Source organism: Pseudomonas sp. BF-B-26 (assembly GCF_019956495.1).
Taxonomy (GTDB): Bacteria; Pseudomonadota; Gammaproteobacteria; order Pseudomonadales; family Pseudomonadaceae; genus Aquipseudomonas.
Window position 1 is genome coordinate 61,796 of sequence record NZ_JAHBDP010000071.1, and the last position, 16,273, is coordinate 78,068.

14 protein-coding genes are annotated in these 16,273 nt (G+C 60.8%); 6 read left to right on the forward strand and 8 right to left on the reverse strand.

Annotation, left to right across the window (positions count from 1 at the left end; all coding sequences use genetic code 11):
- Nucleotides 1–23: 23 nt before the first annotated feature.
- The 5 genes from KGB03_RS14280 to KGB03_RS14300 all read left to right on the forward strand — a co-directional run bounded on the left by KGB03_RS14280 (nt 24) and on the right by KGB03_RS14300 (nt 5,032).
- A complete protein-coding gene (locus tag KGB03_RS14280) occupies nt 24–869 on the forward strand; it encodes an oxidoreductase (RefSeq protein WP_223527336.1) in 846 nt (281 codons plus the stop codon).
- A gap of 247 nt (nt 870–1,116) precedes the next feature.
- Nucleotides 1,117–1,572, forward strand: coding sequence for a (2Fe-2S)-binding protein (locus KGB03_RS14285; protein WP_223527337.1), 456 nt, complete (start codon nt 1,117–1,119; stop codon nt 1,570–1,572).
- Between the two features lie 25 nt (nt 1,573–1,597).
- Nucleotides 1,598–3,766 (forward strand): xanthine dehydrogenase family protein molybdopterin-binding subunit, encoded by a 2,169-nt coding sequence (locus KGB03_RS14290; protein ID WP_223527338.1) that lies wholly within the window; start codon nt 1,598–1,600, stop codon nt 3,764–3,766.
- Between the two features lies 1 nt (nt 3,767).
- Nucleotides 3,768–4,346 carry a hypothetical protein gene (locus tag KGB03_RS14295; RefSeq protein ID WP_218537890.1) on the forward strand — a complete coding sequence of 193 codons (579 nt, stop codon included), beginning with the start codon at nt 3,768–3,770 and terminating at the stop codon, nt 4,344–4,346.
- A 74-nt stretch (nt 4,347–4,420) separates the two neighbouring features.
- A complete protein-coding gene (locus KGB03_RS14300; RefSeq protein ID WP_223527339.1) occupies nt 4,421–5,032 on the forward strand; it encodes a GGDEF domain-containing protein in 612 nt (203 codons plus the stop codon).
- Here KGB03_RS14300 and KGB03_RS14305 read toward each other — a convergent pair.
- Together KGB03_RS14305 and KGB03_RS14310 are read right to left on the reverse strand one after the other, a co-directional pair.
- Nucleotides 4,979–6,256: an amidase gene (locus KGB03_RS14305; protein WP_223527340.1), complete on the reverse strand. Its 1,278-nt coding sequence runs from the start codon at nt 6,254–6,256 to the stop codon at nt 4,979–4,981. The two genes, KGB03_RS14300 and KGB03_RS14305, sit on opposite strands and share 54 nt — an antisense overlap.
- Nucleotides 6,253–6,678 carry a VOC family protein gene (locus tag KGB03_RS14310; protein WP_218537893.1) on the reverse strand — a complete coding sequence of 142 codons (426 nt, stop codon included), beginning with the start codon at nt 6,676–6,678 and terminating at the stop codon, nt 6,253–6,255. Before KGB03_RS14310 ends, KGB03_RS14305 begins: the two co-directional genes overlap by 4 nt.
- Nucleotides 6,679–6,790: 112 nt before the next feature.
- Between KGB03_RS14310 and KGB03_RS14315 the strand changes: the two genes are divergently transcribed.
- On the forward strand, nt 6,791–7,657 hold the full coding sequence (locus tag KGB03_RS14315; protein WP_223527341.1) for a LysR family transcriptional regulator: 867 nt from the start codon (nt 6,791–6,793) through the stop codon (nt 7,655–7,657).
- 182 nt (nt 7,658–7,839) lie between these two features.
- On the opposite strand, the gene fabI is transcribed toward KGB03_RS14315, so the two are convergent.
- The 6 genes from fabI to KGB03_RS14350 are packed head-to-tail and all read right to left on the reverse strand — an operon-like array spanning nt 7,840 to nt 16,037.
- Nucleotides 7,840–8,634: an enoyl-ACP reductase FabI gene (gene fabI / locus KGB03_RS14325; RefSeq protein ID WP_111452297.1), complete on the reverse strand. Its 795-nt coding sequence runs from the start codon at nt 8,632–8,634 to the stop codon at nt 7,840–7,842.
- Between the two features lie 21 nt (nt 8,635–8,655).
- On the reverse strand, nt 8,656–10,266 hold the full coding sequence (locus KGB03_RS14330; protein ID WP_111452298.1) for an ABC transporter ATP-binding protein: 1,611 nt from the start codon (nt 10,264–10,266) through the stop codon (nt 8,656–8,658).
- A gap of 1 nt (nt 10,267) precedes the next feature.
- Complete coding sequence (locus KGB03_RS14335) at nt 10,268–11,287, reverse strand: ABC transporter permease (protein ID WP_008152087.1); 1,020 nt, start codon at nt 11,285–11,287, stop codon at nt 10,268–10,270.
- Nucleotide 11,288: 1 nt separating this feature from the next.
- Complete coding sequence (locus KGB03_RS14340) at nt 11,289–12,362, reverse strand: microcin C ABC transporter permease YejB (protein WP_008152088.1); 1,074 nt, start codon at nt 12,360–12,362, stop codon at nt 11,289–11,291.
- A gap of 4 nt (nt 12,363–12,366) precedes the next feature.
- The gene (locus KGB03_RS14345; protein WP_218537896.1) at nt 12,367–14,208 is read right to left on the reverse strand and encodes an extracellular solute-binding protein; all 1,842 of its coding nucleotides are present in this window, start codon (nt 14,206–14,208) and stop codon (nt 12,367–12,369) included.
- The gene (locus tag KGB03_RS14350) at nt 14,205–16,037 is read right to left on the reverse strand and encodes an extracellular solute-binding protein (protein ID WP_223527342.1); all 1,833 of its coding nucleotides are present in this window, start codon (nt 16,035–16,037) and stop codon (nt 14,205–14,207) included. The genes KGB03_RS14345 and KGB03_RS14350 overlap by 4 nt, the downstream gene beginning before the upstream one ends.
- Nucleotides 16,038–16,273: the final 236 nt, after the last annotated feature.

The following is a 16,273-nucleotide window of genomic DNA, read 5'->3' on the forward strand; positions in this document are numbered from 1 at the left end:
ACGACCTACAAGGATTCGCGATCATGACCACTTCCCAACACTTCAAACGTGTCTGGCTCATCACCGGTGCTTCTCGCGGTATCGGCGCCAAGATCGCTGCCGCCGCGCTGGCCAATGGCGACGCGGTGGTCGCCACCGCCCGTGACGCCAACAGCATCACCCAGCGTTTTGGCGAGCGGCCAGGTTTGCTGGCCGCCACCCTTGATGTGACCAACGAAGCCCAGAGTATTGCGGTCGCCAACGCGGCCATCGAGCACTTCGGGCGCATTGACGTGCTGGTCAACAACGCCGGTTTCGGCGTGCTCGGCGCGGTGGAAGAAGCCAGCGCCGATGAAGTGCGCCGCGTGTACGAAACCAACGTCTTCGGCTTGCTGAATGTCACGCGCGCCGTCCTGCCGCACATGCGCGCCGCTCGCCGTGGACATGTGATCAATCTCTCATCGGTGGGCGGCTACAGGTCGGGGCCGGGCTTTGGCGTCTATTGCTCGACCAAATTTGCCGTCGAAGGCTTGAGCGAGGCGCTGCACGCCGAGCTGGCACCGTTGGGCATCAACGTGACCATTGTCGAGCCCGGCTACTTCCGGACTGAATTCCTCGAAGGCAATTCGCTGGTCGAATCCCCGGCTTCGATCGCTGACTACGACAGCACGGCGGGTGAGGTGCGCAAAATTGCCAAGGCCGTGACCCTGAATCAGCCTGGCGATCCGGACAAGCTCGCCCAGGCCATGATCACCCTGGTGCAAGCGCAAAAAGCCCCGCTGCGCTTGCCGCTGGGCAGCGACTGTGTCGCGGCGATCGAAGCCAAGAACACCTTCGTCGCTGAGGAGTTGCAGACGTGGCGTGAGCTGTCGGTGTCCACCGACTTCTAAGCCCCCAACCGAGTTACTTCAGTCTTCTTTATGTGACCGGTGGTCGATGAACCGGTCTCGCCCGGCAATTTGCGCTTAGCTGTAGGGATAACACTGCCCTTGTAGGAGCTGAGCTTGCTCGCGATGGCGTCAGGTCTGGCACACCGCGTTATCGTTCATCGCGAGCAAGCTCGGCTCCTACAAAGGGCGTAACGGCGGAGGCCGGAGAGAGCCCTTTCAGAACACCGTGAATCTGAGGAAATTCGCAATGCTGACCCTCAACATCAATGGCAAGGACCAGGCGCTGGATGTCCCCGCAGACATGCCGCTCCTATGGGTCCTGCGCGATGTCGCGCACCTGACCGGCACCAAATTCGGTTGCGGCATGGCCCAGTGTGGCGCCTGTACCGTGCACGTCGACGGCGCGCCGCTACGCTCTTGCGTCACCCCCGCCACAGCCGTGGCCAATGGGCAAAAAATCCTCACCATCGAAGGCCTGTCCAGCGACGGTTCGCACCCGGTGCAACAAGCCTGGGCCGAACTCGATGTGGTGCAGTGCGGCTATTGCCAGTCCGGGCAGATCATGTCGGCCGCCGCGTTGCTGGCGAAAATTCCCAAGCCCACCGACAGCGACATCGATCAGGCGCTCTCCGGCAACATCTGTCGCTGCGGCACCTACCCGCGGATCCGCGCAGCGGTCAAACGCGCCGCCGAGATCGGTTGATGCCACGTTGACAGGAGTCCGAACAATGAACAGCCTCAATCCTCTGTCACGCCGCGGTTTCCTCAAGGGCAGCGCGGTGCTGGGCGGTGGCCTGGTGGTGGCGTTTGTCATCCCCGGTGGCCATCGCTTTGCCATGGGCGCCGAGAATCAAGGCAATGTATTCGCGCCCAATGCGTTTTTACGGATCGGCAATGACGACAGCGTCACCATGCTGCTCGGCCATTCGGAAATGGGCCAGGGCATCTGGACCGGCCTGACCATGCTGATCGCCGAAGAACTGGACGCCGACTGGTCGAAGATCCGCGTCGAACATGCACCGGCTTCGGCCGCCGAGTATGGCCTGGCCGGGTTTGGCGGGATGCAAATCACCGGTGGATCGACCTCGACCTGGATGGAGTTCGATCGCTACCGTCAGGCCGGGGCAGCGGCGCGTTTGATGTTGATCGACGCGGCGGCCAAACGCTTCAACGTCGCACCCTCCGGGATTCGCACTGAGTCGGGTGTGGTGATTGCCGGTGACCAACGCGCTACCTACGGTGAACTGGCCGATGACGCCGGCAAACTGCCGGTGCCGGATCCGGCGTCGATCAAGCTCAAGGAGTCCAAGGACTGGAAAATCATCGGCAAACCGACCAAGCGCCTGGACACCCCGGAGAAAATCACCGGCCGTGCCACGTTCGGCATGGACGTGCAGTTCGACGGCCTGATGACCGCCATGGTCGCGCGTTCGCCAGTGTTCGGTGGCAGCGTCAAATCCTTCGAAGGCGCCGAAGCGCTGGCGATTCCGGGCGTGCACAAAGTGGTGCAGGTGCCCACCGGGGTGGCGGTGATTGCCGATCATTACTGGGCGGCGAAGCTGGGGCGCGATGCGTTGAAGGTCGATTGGGACCTGGGGCCGAACACCGGGCTCGACAGCCAGGCGCTGCTGGAAAGCTTCCGCAAGCTCGCCGCCACCCCTGGCGTTTCGGCCAGTCAGGCCGGTGATGTCGCGGCAGGTCTGGGTAAAGCGGCGAAGACCATTGATGTCGAATACAGCGTGCCGTACCTGGCCCACGCGCCGATGGAACCGCTCAACTGCACAGTGAAAATCACCCAGGACAAATGCGAAATCTGGACCGGCACCCAGTTCCAGACGCTGGATCAAATGGTCGCCGGGAAAATCACCGGGCTCAAACCCGAGCAGGTGGAGATTCATACCGAGTTTCTCGGCGGCGGTTTCGGTCGCCGGGCCAATCCGACCTCGGACTTTGTCGCAGAAGCCGTGGAAGTCGCCAAGGCCGCGGGTGCACCGGTAAAAACCGTCTGGTCCCGGGAGGACGACATTCGCGGTGGCTACTACCGCTCGGCGTTCCTCCATCAGGCCCGCATCGGCCTCGATGCCGGCGGCCTGCCGATCGCCTGGAAGCATGTGATGGTCGGGCAGTCGATCATGGCGGGCACGTCATTCGAGGCGACCATGGTCAAGAATGGCATCGACAAGACCTCTGTCGAAGGGGTCGCCGACAGTCCGTACCTTGAGGGTTTGGCGAATCACCAGGTTGATCTGCATTCGCCGCAAACCGGCATCCGCGTGCTCTGGCTGCGTTCGGTGGGGCACACCCACACCGCGTTCGTGATGGAGTCGCTGATCGACGAACTGGCAGAGGCGGCCGGCAAGGATCCGGTCGAATACCGACGAACCTTGCTCAAGGATCATCCACGGCATCTTGGCGTGCTGAACCTGGCCGTCGAGAAAGCCAACTGGAAGGCGCCACTGCCGGACGGCCATGCGTTGGGTGTCGCGGTGCATGAGTCTTTCGGCAGCTATGTTGCCCACGTGGCTGAGGTGTCCCAGGACAACCTGGCGATTCGCGTGCATCGGGTGGTGTGTGCGGTGGATTGCGGCATTGCGGTCAACCCGATGAGCATCGCGGCGCAAATGGAATCGGCCATCACCTTCGGCCTCGGATTTACCTTGCACAGCAAACTGACCTTCAAGAACGGGCAGGTGGTGCAATCCAATTACCATGACTATCAAGTGCTGCGGCTCAACGAGATGCCGGTGGTAGAGGTGCATATCGTCCCCAGCAGTGACAAACCCGGCGGCATCGGTGAGGCCGGTGTGCCGCCCACGGCGCCGGCAGTGGCCAACGCGGTGTTCGCCCTGACCGGCCAACGCTTGCGGGAACTGCCGCTGCAACTGTCGGGGGTGTGAGATGAGACGACATCTGATGCTTGGCGCAGTGGTGTTGATCGGCCTGATCGGCTACGCCGAAGACCTGTTCGCTGACGATAAGGAAGCGATCAAGGCGTTCGATACCGTGCAAAAGGTCTTCCAGAGCCCACGCTGCCAGAACTGCCATATCCCCGGCGATTCGCCGTTGCAGTTCGACGCCGGGATCCCTCACGCGATGAACGTCGTGCGGGGCATGGACGGCAAGGGCGCGGCGGGTTTGCCCTGCGCTACCTGTCACGCCGAGCGTAATCCGCCGGCCAGTTACGGCCCTCACGCACCGCCAGGGGCGCCGCACTGGAGCTTGCCGCCCGCCGCGCACAAAATGGCCTGGATCGGTCTGCCGGCCGATAAATTGTGCGCAATGATCAAGGACCGTTCCAGCAACGGTGACCGCGATTTCGCCGCGCTGATCAAGCATGTCAGCGACGACAAATTGGTGCTCTGGGGCTGGAATCCGGGTCAGGGAAGGGCGCCGGTGCCGGTGCCGCACGACATTTTCGTCACCCAGTTCAAGCTTTGGGCTGACGCGGGAGGGCCATGTCCGGTCGCGGGTAGCTGACCGGCGGTCCGTTAACAGGGAGTCAAAGCGGGTATGGACGACTCTAAGAAATATACCCGCCAATGGAGTGAGAAATGCTGATCCCAGGCAAACCGGTAAAACCAGGCGCGTGCGCCGACCCGTTGCGCACGCCACTGCAGGAGCGCGAGCTGCTGCGTGACTTGGCCCGCAAGGCCGAGGAGGAGCTGATGGGCGTGCAAATGGCGAGCATGGACGAGTTGACCCTGCTCTCCAACCGACACGGTTTTACAGCGCTGGCCCAACAAGGGCTGGATGTCTGCCAACAGCTGAAAAAGCCAGCGACGCTGCTGCTCTTCAATATTGATGACTTCAAACACATCAACTATCTCTATGGTCGTGCCGAAGGCGATAACGCCCTGAAAACCTTTGCTGATGTGCTGCGCATTGCCTTTCGCGAGAGCGATGTGATCGGCCGGTGGGGCAGCGACAAATTCGTCGCGTTGCTGACCGGCTCAAGCGTTGTGGAAATACCCGCGATCAGGGCGCGACTCGAAGAAATACTCGAAGAAATACTCGAAGAGCGCAATGCCACGGTGCATCGCGGTTATGACATCCACTACAGCGTCGATCAGATCGAGTTTCATCCTGCGCTTCACGAGACGGCCGAGGGTTTACTGGCCGCGGTCAGTGAGCAAATCGGCAGCGACCCGTTCGGCCACCCGTAGCAACGAACCGTCATTTCGGAACCGACCGATCATCTGTAAACCGATCGGCATCGATCCTTCTGTGCGAACCAGCGGGATATTCACCTGCGGCCAGCCAAACGCGCCCCAGAACTTGATGAAATCCGAGGGCCCGGTGCTTTCCAAGCCCACCGGCGCGATCATCCCGCAGCAGGGGCCGAGCATCGCGTCGTAGGGCTGGCACCGTTCATTCAGGCGCGGTGCAAGCGCCGCCAACCGGGCCTTGGCAGCGGACTCCTGTTCCCAGGTGGTCGCCGCCGCCCGGTCGAACATTGCCAGGGTCGAAGGGCTTAACAATGCGCGGTGTCCCTGAAACTCCTTCGCCAGAGAGCGGGCGCCTTCGCAGTCGTTGATTAACAGGTGATCGTCGAATACCCCGGCAAACTCATCCGGCAGTTGCACGTCGTCGACCTGATGGCCGGCGCTGCGCAAGTGGTCCACGGCCTGTTCCAGGGCGTTGGCCACCTCGGGGTCGACCTGATCCCAGCGCGCTGTGCGATAGAAGCCCAATTGCAGAGGGCGTGGTTCAACCTCAGGCACTGCAAAACCTGGAATCAACACCCGCGCCACCAAGTGCAGATCCCGCACCGAGCGACCGTACCAGCCTACGGTGTCGAAGCTCGGCGCCAGCGGCTTTACGCCTTCCAGCGAGACCAGGCCAAACGACGGTTTGAACGCGAACAGACCGCAATAGGACGCCGGTTTAAGCAGTGAACCGGCCGTCTGGGTGCCCAGCGCCACCGCAAAGAAATCCGCTGCCATCCCGGCCGCCGAACCGGCGCTGGAGCTGCCCGGCGTGCGGTCCGGGTCATGCGGGTTGCGGGTCGGGCCGGTGTGCATGTACGCAAATTCAGTGGTGTGGGTCTTGCCCATGATCAGCGCGCCAGCCTGGCGCAGCAGGGTCACCACATGGGCATCCCGGGCCGGTTGATGACCGGCATAGATGGGCGAGTTGAATTGGGTCGGATGGTCGGCACTGTCGAAGACATCCTTCACCCCTACCGGGACCCCGGCCAGCAAGCCACGACTGTTGTGCAACGCAGCATCGGTGCGTACTTTTCGGGCATCGAACGAGACGAAGGCCTGGATGTCCGGCTCCAGCGCCTGAATGCGCTCAAGGACCGTTTCGGCGATGGCGGCGGCGGACGTCTCACCCTTGATCACGGACTGACTGAGGGCCGTGGCATCCGGGACGGGGCGGATCATTTGGCGAACAACTGAGTGATGTCCTTGAACGCCTTGAACTCCAGCGCATTGCCGCAAGGGTCGAAGAGAAACATCGTGGCTTGCTCACCCACCAATCCCTGAAAGCGAATGCCCGGTTCGATGACGAATCGGGTATCGAGGGCTTTCAGGCGTTTGGCCAGAGCCTCCCATTCGTCCATCCCCAAGACCACACCAAAATGCGGCACTGGCACGTTGTGGCCGTCGACGGCATTGGTGTGAGCGGCTTCTTGAGAGGGGTTTTTCGGCGCAAGGTGAATGACCAACTGATGGCCGAAAAAATTGAAATCGACCCAATGATCGCTTGAGCGACCTTCTTCCAGGCCGAACACCTCGCCATAGAAATTGCGTGCGGCAGTCAGGTCGTAGACCGGGATGGCCAAGTGGAAAGGGGAGAGTTGCATCGGATGTGCCTCGGCTGTCTGGATTCAGCCTGAGTTTAGCGCTGTGCTTTTTGATTGAAAGACGATAGTTTTTGCGTCGAGATCAAATTATTTCGATCAATCGAGAACGTCTATGTTGCGCGAATTGAAAACCTTCATTGCCGTCACGCGCTATGGCACGTTCGCGGCGGCCGGGATGCACGTCGGGCTGACGCAGTCGGCGGTCAGCGCGCAGATGCGCAATCTGGAGCAGGCCCTGGGTATTCGCTTGTTCGACCGCACCGGACGTCAGGCGATTCTCAATGCGGCGGGCCAGCGCGCGTTGCCGATGGCGCGGGAGATCCTTGAGACCTTCAGCCGCATGGCGGTCAGCGATGATGTCAGCGAGTATCGCGGTGAGTTGAAAATAGGCGCGGTGGCCACGACCCAGACCGGACTGCTGCCCCAGGCGTTGCTGCGGCTGAGGCAACAGGCACCGTTGTTGGAACCGAAACTGGTGCCCGGCGTGTCGCTGAACCTGTTGAGCCAGGTGGACACCGGTGAGGTGGATCTGGCGATCCTGATCAAACCGCCGTTCGAGTTGCCCAAGGAACTGTCAGCGCAGGTCATCCGCAAGGAACCGTTTGTATTGATCGTGCCGACGGACCTCGAAGGCGATGAGCCGTTGCAGATCCTCGCGAGCCATCCGCATGTGCGTTACGACCGCAATTCGTTCGGTGGAAGACTGGTGACTCGTTTTTTGCGTGAGCAGCAGATTGATGTGCAGGTGGCTTTGGAGCTGGATGAGCTGGAAGCCATCGTGAAGATGGTTGAATGCGGGTTGGGAGTGTCGCTGTTACCCGAGGCGGGGCTCTGGCTTGAGCATGGGGCGAAGGTCCGGATCATCCCGTTGGGCGAGCTGACGTTCTTCCGCGAGATCGTCCTGTTGCAGCGCTACAGCCAGCGCACACAGCCGATCCAGCAGCTGTTTGCCCAGTGTCTCACCCAAATCGAAAGCTAAACCACAACCCCTGTGGGAGCGGGCTTGCTCGCGAATACGGTTGTTCATTCAACATTGATGTCGTCTGACACGACGCCTTCGCGAGCAAGCCCGCTCCCACAGGGGGTCTGCGTCAGGTCTCAAATCGCAGACATAAAAAAACCCGCCTGAAGAGGCGGGTTTTTTATTTGGCTGACCGAAGATTACTCTTCGAGGCTGCCCATGGCCGTGGTGTTGAAACCACCGTCCACGTACATGATTTCGCCGCTGATGCCGGACGCCAGGTCCGAACACAGGAAGGCGCCGGCGTTGCCGACTTCGTCGATGGTGACGTTACGACGCAGCGGAGTTTGCGCTTCGTTGGCAGCCAGCATCTTGCGGAAGTTCTTGATGCCGGAAGCGGCCAGGGTGCGGATCGGGCCAGCCGATACGCAGTTGACGCGGGTGCCGTCCGGGCCCAGGGAGCCGGCCAGGTAACGAACGCCAGCTTCCAGGGAAGCCTTGGCCATGCCCATCACGTTGTAGTTCGGCATGGTGCGCTCGGCGCCCAGGTACGACAGGGTCAGCAGGCTGCCGTTGCGGCCTTTCATCATTTCGCGACCGGCTTTGGCCAGGGCCACGAAACTGTAGGCGCTGATGTCGTGAGCGATGCGGAAACCTTCACGGGTGGTGGCTTCGGTGAAGTCGCCATCCAGTTGGTCGCCCGGGGCAAAGCCGACGGAGTGCACGATGCAGTCCAGGCCGTCCCACTTCTTGCCCAGCTCAACGAAGACCTTGGCGATTTCTTCATCGCTGGCCACGTCGCACGGGAAGCACAGCTCAGGGTTGGAGCCCCAGCTTTGTGCGAACTCTTCGACACGACCCTTGAGTTTGTCGTTCTGATAAGTGAAGGCAAGCTCAGCGCCCTCGCGATGCATGGCGGCAGCGATGCCGGATGCGATGGACAGCTTGCTGGCGACACCGACGATCAGTACGCGCTTACCGGCGAGAAAACCCATGTGTTGCTCCTCTCTTTCAGGTTATTGCGCAGTGGCTGGGGCCAGGAAAGCGGCTTCCAGCAACTGCTGTGTATACGGATGTTTGGGCGACGCAAAAATACTTTGCGCGTCTCCCTGTTCGACCACTTGGCCTTGCTTGACCACCATCAGCTGGTGGCTCAGCGCTTTGACGACAGCCAGGTCATGGCTGATAAACAGATACGTCAGGTTGTACTTGGTTTGCAGCGAACGCAAAAGCTCCACCACTTGGCGTTGCACTGTCCGGTCGAGGGCCGATGTCGGCTCGTCCAGCAGAATCAACGCCGGTTTTAGCACTAATGCCCGGGCAATGGCGATTCTCTGCCGTTGCCCGCCGGAAAATTCGTGGGGGTAGCGGTGCCGGGTTTCCGGATCCAGACCTACCTCCTTGAGTGCCGCAATAATCGCCAGTTCCTGTTCCGCCTCGGTGCCCATCTTGTGGATCCGCAGGCCTTCGCCGACGATCTGGCTCACGCACATCCGTGGGCTCAGGCTGCCGAACGGGTCCTGAAACACCACCTGCATCTCCCGCCGCAGCGGTCGAACCTGTTGCTGCGTCAGGCAGTCTAGCTGCTTGCCTTCAAAACGGATGGCGCCTTTGCTGCCGATCAGCCGCAAAATCGCCAAACCCAGTGTCGACTTGCCCGAACCGCTTTCTCCCACAATCCCCAGGGTCTGGCCCTGAGGCAGGCTGAAATTGATTCCGTCCACCGCTTTGATGTGGTCGACAGTCTTTTTCAGAAAGCCTTTCTTGATCGGGAACCAGACTTTCAGGTCCTCGACTTGCAGCAAGGGCGGGCCGATCACATTGGTCGCTGGCTTGCCGCTGGGCTCCGCTGCCAGCAGTTCCCGAGTGTACGGATGCTGCGGTGCGCGGAACAACTCTTCGCACGATGCCTGTTCGACGATGCAACCGCGCTGCATGACACATACGCGATGCGCAATTCTTCGCACAAGGTTCAAATCGTGACTGATCAGTAATAGCGCCATGCCCAACCGGGCCTGTAATTCCTTGAGCAATTCGAGGATTTTCAGCTGAACGGTGACGTCCAGCGCGGTGGTTGGCTCGTCGGCGATCAGCAATTCCGGCTCATTGGCCAGGGCCATGGCGATCATCACTCGCTGACGCTGGCCGCCAGACAATTCATGGGGCAGCGCCTTGAGACGCTTCTCGGGCTCCGGGATGCCGACCATTTCCAGCAGCTCCAGCGTGCGCTGGGTCGCGACTTTGCCGATCAGGCCTTTGTGGATGCCCAACACTTCGTTGATCTGCTTCTCGATCGAGTGCAGCGGATTGAGCGAGGTCATCGGCTCCTGGAAGATCATCGCGATCCGGTTGCCGCGGATGTGGCGGATGGTTTTCTCTTTCAGGCTCAGCAGGTTTTGCCCGGCGTACTCGATGGTCCCGGACGGATGCCGGGCGAGCGGGTAGGGCAACAGCCGCAGGATCGAGTGAGCGGTCACTGATTTGCCGGAGCCGCTTTCGCCCACCAGCGCCAGGGTTTCGCCACGCTTGATATCGAAGCTCACGCCTTCGACCACCCGTTGAACGCGCTCGCCGACGACAAATTCGACGGCCAGGTCGCGCACTTCGATCAGATTGTCCTGATTCATTTCACTTCCTCGGGTCGAAGGCATCGCGAGCAGACTCGCCGATGAACACCAGCAAACTCAACATCAACGCCAGCACGGCAAACGCGCTCATGCCGAGCCACGGCGCTTGCAGGTTGGATTTGCCCTGGGCCACCAGCTCACCAAGGGATGGTGCGCCAGGCGGCAAACCGAAGCCCAGAAAGTCGAGAGCGGTCAGGGTGCCGATGGCGCCGGTCAGAATGAACGGCATGAAAGTCATGGTCGAGACCATGGCGTTGGGCAAAATGTGGCGGAACATGATCGCACCATTCTGCATGCCCAACGCCCGCGCGGCGCGCACGTATTCCAGATTACGTCCTCGCAGGAATTCGGCGCGGACCACGTCCACCAGGCTCATCCACGAGAACAGCAGCATGATCCCCAGCAGCCACCAGAAATTCGGCTGGACGAAACTGGCGAGAATGATCAGCAGGTACAGCACCGGCAGCCCGGACCAGATCTCCAGAAAACGCTGCCCGGCCAAATCCACCCAGCCGCCGTAGAAACCCTGCAAGGCTCCGGCAATCACGCCGATGATCGAGCTGAGAATGGTCAGGGTCAGGGCGAACAGCACCGAAATCCGGAAGCCGTAAATCACCCGCGCCAACACGTCGCGGCCCTGATCATCGGTGCCCAGCAGGTTGTCGACAGAGGGTGGCGCCGGGGCCGGGACTTTCAGGTCGTAGTTGATGCTTTGATAGCTGTAGGGAATCGGCGCCCACAGCACCCAGGCGTCTTTTGCCTTGAGCAATTCGCGGATGTACGGGCTCTTGTAGTTGGCTTCCAGCGGGAATTCGCCGCCGAAGGTGGTTTCCGGGTAACGCTTGAGCGCCGGGAAGTACCAGCCATTGTCGTAGTGCACCACCAGCGGTTTGTCGTTGGCGATCAGTTCGGCGCCGAGGCTCAGCCCGAACAGCAGCAGAAACAGCCATAGCGACCACCAGCCACGCTTGTTGGCCTTGAACAGTTCGAAACGTCGGCGGTTGAGAGGGGACAGGTTCATCTCAATGCTCCCGGCTTTCGAAGTCGATGCGCGGATCGACAAAGGTGTACGTAAGGTCGCCGATCAATTTCACCACCAGACCCAGCAGGGTGAAGATAAACAGCGTGCCGAAGACCACCGGGTAATCGCGGTTGATCGCCGCCTCGAAACTCATCAGCCCCATGCCGTCGAGGGAGAAGATCACTTCCACCAGCAACGAACCGGTGAAGAAGATCCCGATAAACGCCGACGGGAACCCGGCGATCACCAGCAGCATGGCGTTGCGGAATACATGGCCGTAGAGCACGCGGTGATTGGTCAGGCCCTTGGCCTTGGCGGTGACCACGTATTGTTTGTTGATTTCGTCGAGAAAGCTGTTCTTGGTCAGCAGGGTCATGGTCGCGAAGTTGCCGATCACCAGCGCCGTCACCGGCAAGGCCAGGTGCCAGAAGTAATCGAGCACCTTGCCGCCCATGCTCAACTCATCGAAGTTGTTGGAGGTCAGCCCTCTGAGCGGGAACCAGTCGAAATAGCTGCCGCCGGCGAACACCACGATCAGCAAGATGGCGAACAGAAACGCCGGGATCGCGTAACCGACGATGATCGCCGAACTGGTCCAGACGTCGAAGTGGCTGCCGTGTCGCGTGGCCTTGGCGATCCCCAGCGGGATCGACACCAGGTACATGATCAGCGTGCTCCAGAGCCCGAGGGAGATCGACACCGGCATCTTTTCCTTGATCAGGTCGATGACCTTGGCGTCGCGGAAGAAGCTGTCGCCGAAATCCAGCGTCGCGTAGTTCTTGATCATGATCCACAGCCGTTCCGGCGCCGATTTATCGAAGCCGTACATGTGCTCGATTTCCTTGACCAGCGCAGGGTCCAGGCCCTGGGCGCCGCGATAGGCGGAACCCGCCACCGAGACTTCGGCACCGCCACCGGCAATGCGGCTGGTGGCGCCTTCGAAGCCTTCGAGCTTGGCGATCATCTGCTCTACCGGCCCGCCGGGAGCGGCCTGGATGATCACAAAGTTGATCAGCAAAATGCCGAGCAAGGTCGGGATGATCAGCAGCAGTCGCCGAAAAATATACGCCAGCATCTGATTACTCCGTGCCCGCAGGGTCGGCTTGCAGTTTGGTTTCGACTTCTACCGCAGGTTTGGCATCGGGCTTGACCCACCAGGTATTAATGCCGATGTCGTACTTGGGGGAGATTTTCGGGTGGCCGATGTGGTTCCAATACGCCACGCGCCAGGTCTTGATGTGCCAGTTGGGGATCACGTAATAGCCCCATTGCAGCACGCGGTCCAGTGCGCGGGCGTGGGCCACCAGGCTTTTGCGCGAATCGGCGTTGATCAGTTGCTCGACCAACTGGTCCACCACCGGGTCTTTGAGGCCCATGGAATTGCGGCTGCCGGGTTTGTCGGCGGCATCGGACATCCAGAACTCGCGTTGCTCGTTGCCCGGTGAATTGGACTGAGGGAAGCTGCCGACGATCATGTCGAAGTCCCGGGAACGCACGCGGTTGATGTACTGCGAGACGTCGACCCGACGAATCACCAGGTCGATGCCCAAGTCGCTCAGGTTGCGCTTGAACGGCAGCAGCACCCGCTCGAATTCGGTCTGGGCCAACAGGAACTCGATGGTCACCGGTTTGCCATTGGCGTCGACCATCTTGTCATCGACGATCCGCCAGCCTGCCTCTTGCAGCAGTTGATAAGCTTTGCGCTGCTGGGTGCGGATCATGCCGCTGGCGTCGGTCACCGGGTTCTGGAACGCCTCGCTGAACACCTGCTCGGGAATCTTGCCGCGGAACGGGTCGAGGATCGCCAGTTGATCGGCGTCCGGCAGGCCGCTGGCAGCCATTTCCGAGTTCTCGAAGTAACTGCGGGTGCGCGCGTAGGCGCCGTTGAACAGTTGCTTGTTGGTCCATTCGAAATCCAGCAACAGGGTCAGGGCCTGGCGCACGCGCACGTCCTGGAACACCGGGCGGCGCAGGTTGAAGACAAAGCCTTGCATGCCGGTGGGGTTGCCGTTGGGGATCTGTTCCTTGATCAACCGGCCCTCGGTGACGGCCGGGATGTTGTAGGCATTGGCCCAGTTCTTTGCGGCCATCTCGAGCCAGTAATCGAACTGCCCGGCCTTGAGTGCTTCCAGGGCCACGGTGTTGTCGCGGTAGTAGTCGGTGGTCATCACGTCGAAGTTGTAGAACCCGCGGTTGGCCGGCAGGTCCTTGCCCCAGTAATCCTTGACCCGCTCATAGCGCACCGAACGCCCGGCCTTGACTTCGCTGACCTTGTACGGGCCGCTGCCCAACGGCATTTCCAGGTTGCCCTTGGTGAAATCGCGCGTCGCCCACCAATGCTTGGGCAGTACCGGCAACTGGCCGAGGATCAGCGGCAGCTCACGGTTGTTGTTGTGTTTGAACTTGAACAGCACCGTCAGCGGATCTTCAGCGACCACTTCCTCTACATCGCTGTAGTAACCGCGGTACAGCGGCGCGCCGTCCTTGATCAGGGTCTGGAAACTGAACACCACGTCCTCGGCGCGCATCGGATGCCCGTCGTGGAAGCGCGCTTCGGGGCGCAGGTAGAAACGCACCCAGCTGTTGTCCGGGGCTTTTTCAATCTTGCCGGCCACCAGGCCGTACTCGGTGAACGGTTCATCCAGGCCCTGTTTGGCCAGGGTGTCGTAGATCATGCTGATGTCGTCGGCGGCGACACCCTTGTTGATGAAGGGATTGAGGCTGTCAAAGCCACCGAAACCGGCCTGACGGAAGATCCCGCCCTTGGGTGCGTCGGGATTTACGTAATCGAAATGTTTGAAATCGGCCGGGTATTTTGGCGGCTCGTTGTACAGGGTCAGGGCATGTTGCGGGGCGGCACAGGCCAGCCCGGCGAACAACAGACCGCTGGCCTGCAAGAGCAGGGTGCGTACGGGTTTCATCGATCTTTCTCCGAAGATTTCAGCCACCATGCGCTCAGGCCCAATGTGTAGGGCGGCGTGGTGACGAAGGCGAACCGGTTGCGGTAGGCCAGGCGGTGATAATTGAGGTACCAGTTGGGAATGATGTAGTGCTGCCACAGCAACACCCGGTCCAGGGCCTTGCCGGCGGCGACCTGTTCATCGCGGGTCTGGGCGGCGAGCAATTGTTCGAGTAAATGATCGACCACCGGATTGGCAATACCGGCGTAGTTTTTGCTGCCCTTGACCCCGACCTGGCTGGAGTGGAAGTACTGCCATTGTTCCAGGCCCGGACTGAGCGTCTGGTTGAGGGTCATCAGGATCATGTCGAAATCGAACTGATCGAGGCGTTGCTTGTACTGGGCGCGATCGACCGTGCGCAGCCGAGCGTCGATGCCGATGCTGGCGAGGTTCTCGACGTAAGGCTGAAGGATGCGCTCCAGGTTCGGGTTGACCAGCAGAATCTCCAAACGCAACGGTTGCCCGGCAGCGTTCTGTACGTGTTGGCCATTGAGCTTCCAGCCGGCCTCCGCAAGCAGGCCCAGTGCCTTGCGCATGGTTTCCCGGGGGATGCCGCGCCCTTGGGTCTGCGGCAGGCTGAACGGCTCGGTGAAGAGCTTGGCGGGCAACTGCTCGCGATACGGCGTCAGCATCAGCCATTCATGGCCGACCGGAAGGCCGGTCGCGGAGAACTCGCTGTTGGGGTAGTAGCTCATGGCGCGCTGGTAAGCGCCGCTGAACAGGGTGCGGTTGGTCCACTCGAAGTCGAACATCAGGCCCAGCGCTTCACGGACTTTGGTCTCGGAGAAGGCGGGGCGCCGGGTGTTCATGAACAGACCCTGGCTCTGGGTAGGGATCTGATGCGGGATTTGCGCCTTGATGACGTCGCCGCGTCGCACCGCCGGGAAGCTGTAGCCGTTTTCCCAGTTCTTCGCCTGGTGCTCGATATAGATGTCGAATTCGCCGGCCTTGAAGGCTTCGAACGCGACGTCGCTGTCGCGGTAGAACTCGACTTCCATGCGGTCGAAGTTGTATTTGCCGCGATTGACCGGCAGGTCCTTGCCCCAGTAATCCTTGACCCGTTCGAAAATGATCCGCCGCCCCGGCTCTACCGAGGTGATGCGATACGGCCCGCTGCCCAGCGGCGGTTCGAAGGTGGTGGCCTTGAAGTCGCGACCTTTCCAGTAATGCTGGGGCAGCACCGGCAATTCGCCCAGCCGCAAGATCAGCAACGGATTGCCGGCGCGCTTGAAGACGAAACGGATGCGCTGCGGATTGAGGATGTCGACCCGCGACACTTCCTGAAGGTTGGTGCGGTATTGCGGATGGCCTTCCTTGAGCAGCAAACGGTAGGAAAACGCCACGTCATAGGCGGTAATCGGCGTGCCATCGTGGAAACGTGCTTCGGGGCGCAGATTGAACACCACCCAGCTGCGATCTTCGCTGTATTCCACGGATTGGGCGATCAGGCCATAGCTTGAGGTGGGTTCATCGCCGGACGGCGCGTACTGGCCGGTGCCGACCATCAGCGGCTCATTGAGCTCGTTGATGCCGTATTGCAGGAAATTCGGCGTGGAAACCGGGCTTGAACCCTTGAACGTGTAGGGGTTAAGCGTATCGAAGGTGCCAAACGCCATCACCCGCAACGTACCGCCCTTGGGCGCTTGCGGGTTGACCCAGTCGAAGTGGGTAAATCTGGCCGGGTACTTGAGCGTGCCGAACTGCGCATAACCATGGCTTTCGCTGATCGTCGCGCTTGCGGGGGAGCTCAAGGCCAGGCTGATCAGGAGCAGGAGGAGGGGACACTTCAAGTCAGGGATCCGATCCAGGCGGCTTGGGCTTTGTGGCCCGTACAGTAACAGCTTGTATCGACAGGAAAAAGACGGGACTTAATGCGGGGTTAATTGCGCAAGCAGACCCCTTTAGCAGCAGGCGAAGTGTGGCGAGGGGATTTATCCCCGTTCGGCTGCGCAGCAGTCGTTAATCCTGTAAGTGCGTGTTGCGAATGAACTGGTGGGGCCGCTTCGCAGCCCGACGGGGATAAATC

Excerpts from the sequence above, each read along its gene's own strand:
- KGB03_RS14285 (WP_223527337.1), top strand. The coding sequence starts at position 1,117 with ATGCTGACCCTCAACATCAATGGCAAGGACCAGGCGCTGGATGTCCCC.
- KGB03_RS14315 (WP_223527341.1), top strand. The coding sequence starts at position 6,791 with ATGTTGCGCGAATTGAAAACCTTCATTGCCGTCACGCGCTATGGCACG.
- KGB03_RS14305 (WP_223527340.1), bottom strand. The coding sequence starts at position 6,256 with ATGATCCGCCCCGTCCCGGATGCCACGGCCCTCAGTCAGTCCGTGATC.
- KGB03_RS14330 (WP_111452298.1), bottom strand. The coding sequence starts at position 10,266 with ATGAATCAGGACAATCTGATCGAAGTGCGCGACCTGGCCGTCGAATTT.
- KGB03_RS14335 (WP_008152087.1), bottom strand. The coding sequence starts at position 11,287 with ATGAACCTGTCCCCTCTCAACCGCCGACGTTTCGAACTGTTCAAGGCC.
- KGB03_RS14345 (WP_218537896.1), bottom strand. The coding sequence starts at position 14,208 with ATGAAACCCGTACGCACCCTGCTCTTGCAGGCCAGCGGTCTGTTGTTC.
- KGB03_RS14295 (WP_218537890.1), top strand. The coding sequence starts at position 3,768 with ATGAGACGACATCTGATGCTTGGCGCAGTGGTGTTGATCGGCCTGATC.
- KGB03_RS14290 (WP_223527338.1), top strand. The coding sequence starts at position 1,598 with ATGAACAGCCTCAATCCTCTGTCACGCCGCGGTTTCCTCAAGGGCAGC.
- KGB03_RS14300 (WP_223527339.1), top strand. The coding sequence starts at position 4,421 with ATGCTGATCCCAGGCAAACCGGTAAAACCAGGCGCGTGCGCCGACCCG.
- KGB03_RS14280 (WP_223527336.1), top strand. The coding sequence starts at position 24 with ATGACCACTTCCCAACACTTCAAACGTGTCTGGCTCATCACCGGTGCT.
- KGB03_RS14340 (WP_008152088.1), bottom strand. The coding sequence starts at position 12,362 with ATGCTGGCGTATATTTTTCGGCGACTGCTGCTGATCATCCCGACCTTG.
- fabI (WP_111452297.1), bottom strand. The coding sequence starts at position 8,634 with ATGGGTTTTCTCGCCGGTAAGCGCGTACTGATCGTCGGTGTCGCCAGC.
- KGB03_RS14310 (WP_218537893.1), bottom strand. The coding sequence starts at position 6,678 with ATGCAACTCTCCCCTTTCCACTTGGCCATCCCGGTCTACGACCTGACT.